Source organism: Alicyclobacillus sp. SP_1, from assembly GCF_024706985.1.
In the GTDB taxonomy this organism is placed as follows: Bacteria; Bacillota; Bacilli; order Alicyclobacillales; family Alicyclobacillaceae; genus Alicyclobacillus_I.
The window spans coordinates 1-1873 of record NZ_JAMCCX010000092.1 but is presented as its reverse complement, the minus strand read 5'-3'; the positions used below and the strand labels follow the sequence as shown (position 1 = coordinate 1873).

General features: G+C 43.3%; 2 protein-coding genes. Both read left to right on the top strand.

Going from position 1 to position 1873, the window contains the following annotated elements; genetic code table 11:
• Positions 1-101: 101 nt before the first annotated feature.
• Entirely contained in the window at positions 102-1238 is a 1137-nt protein-coding gene (locus M4I36_RS15535; RefSeq protein WP_258112672.1) for a hypothetical protein, read from the top strand.
• Between the two features lie 118 nt (positions 1239-1356).
• A complete protein-coding gene (locus M4I36_RS15530; RefSeq protein ID WP_374986464.1) occupies positions 1357-1767 on the top strand; it encodes a transposase in 411 nt (136 codons plus the stop codon).
• Positions 1768-1873: the final 106 nt, after the last annotated feature.

Sequence of the window (1873 nt, the reverse complement as noted above, 5' to 3'; positions counted from 1 at the left end):
TCGACAAACTCATCTTAGCCTTACAGGGAGCGCCTTTTCAATGATTCTAGAAGTTCAAGACCCTCGAAATCCGGGTTAATACAAAGTAAAGGTGTGGAAAAATGAAAAATTCATACCGTATCTCTATAATTATATGTAGTTGTGTTTTATTGACTGGATGCGCTACCCACAAAAATGCAGCTACAGAAAAAAGTAGACACGCCCAAAATACGTCCAATGTCTCATATGTCAATGAAAAATTATACACGGACTCTAAGCCAAAACTTATTGAAGTGAAAAATCCGGAACTTAATTCTCTATTTCCCCCAGTTGCATATAGTGCATCACTCGGTTTTTTGAGTACTACACCTGCGATGCATCAGGCACCGCCTGGAGCACCTCCGTTGCCATTTCAAAACAAAAAATTCATTCCAGGAAGAATAATGGAACTTAAGAACGGTAAGTATTTACCTCAAATTAATGCAATTAAGGGATATGAGCCTTACGATGTTCAAAGCAACACAAATTGGGTTACTTGGATTTATTTATCTTTCGGGTTTGGCCCTGACCTAGGGGAGAAAATATACGCCTATAATATTAAAAAACACTCGGAATTTTTAGTGTGGAGCGGCGGTCCGCTTCAACAAGTATTTGAATATCAATTGCACGGACACGTTCTCTATTACGGAGTTCAGTATAACGCAGGTAGTACTGCAACTACATTAATCCGGTCCATAAATCTATCTGATCGTGAAAATGCTTCAATTGTAACTACCAAGGGCACAGGTTCCGAGAATATAATTGAGGATTTTGCGGTTACTGGAAAGTGGCTTGGAGTTATTGAAACACCAGCTAATCATTTCACATCTCCTTCTTTAAATGAAAGATACCGTTTTGAGATAGGGAGTACGACAAACCCCGTGTTTAAGACCATATACTCAAATATTAACGTAAATCCGTTCACCCTAAGAGCACGGAGTGGGGTGTGGGTATGGTCAGATAAAACGCGAGGTGTGACTGCCTATGTTTTAGGTTCGAAACAGGTCCTTGGTCTAGATAGTATGCCTTCGTACGTGAAAACAGATGGACACAACATATGGTGGATGGCTATCAATAGTGATAACTATGGTGGCTACGATCTCAAGAGCAGACAATATTTAAAGCTACCACCCAAAGTCAATCCGTTGGGTATTAACGTATCTGGTAATTTGGATATATTTGATACAAAAAATACATTTTATTTTTATAATAATAATTAGGGGCCGCCGAATGAATTAATAACCCAGTAGTAGCAAGGATTTCGCGTGCAGATCGTCGAATACAAGTGTATAGATTTTGGGCGGAACCAGCAAAAACCGTGCACTTGGAGGACAAAAATTGTACGCGAACAATGTAGACCAACAGATTCTCCCGGAAGATTTCTTTCTGCCGTTCGGCGGCCGACTCAGTGAAAACAATCGTTGGGCTCAACTTTCATATCTCATCGCTTGGAGACGGGTGGAACAGGAATACAGTAAGAAATTCAGCCAAGATGTTCGAGGGGGCCGGGCTGTGTCGGTCCGGATGGCACTTGGTGCCCTGATGATTCAGGAGCGAGAAGGCTTTTCAGACCGCCATTTGGTCCATCACATCACGGAAAACCCGTACCTGCAGTACTTCATCGGTCTGGAAGGGTATCAAGAGGAACCGCCTTTTGCCCCCTCTCTGCTCACTCACTTTCGCAAGCGGCTGGGACCCTGCGAATTCCGGTCAAATCGGCCATCTAATCCGACAGGAACCGGCCAGTAAGTCCGGCTAATGTCGGCCAGTAGTTCCGATAGCACATCTTCCGCACCTAAACAGGCCATTCAAATTGGAAACTGCGCGCGGGCGGGGTTTAGAGGCGTTCATGATC

Bases quoted from the DNA above. Each gene is read 5' to 3' on its own strand.
- M4I36_RS15535 (WP_258112672.1), top strand. From the start codon at position 102: ATGAAAAATTCATACCGTATCTCTATAATTATATGTAGTTGTGTTTTA.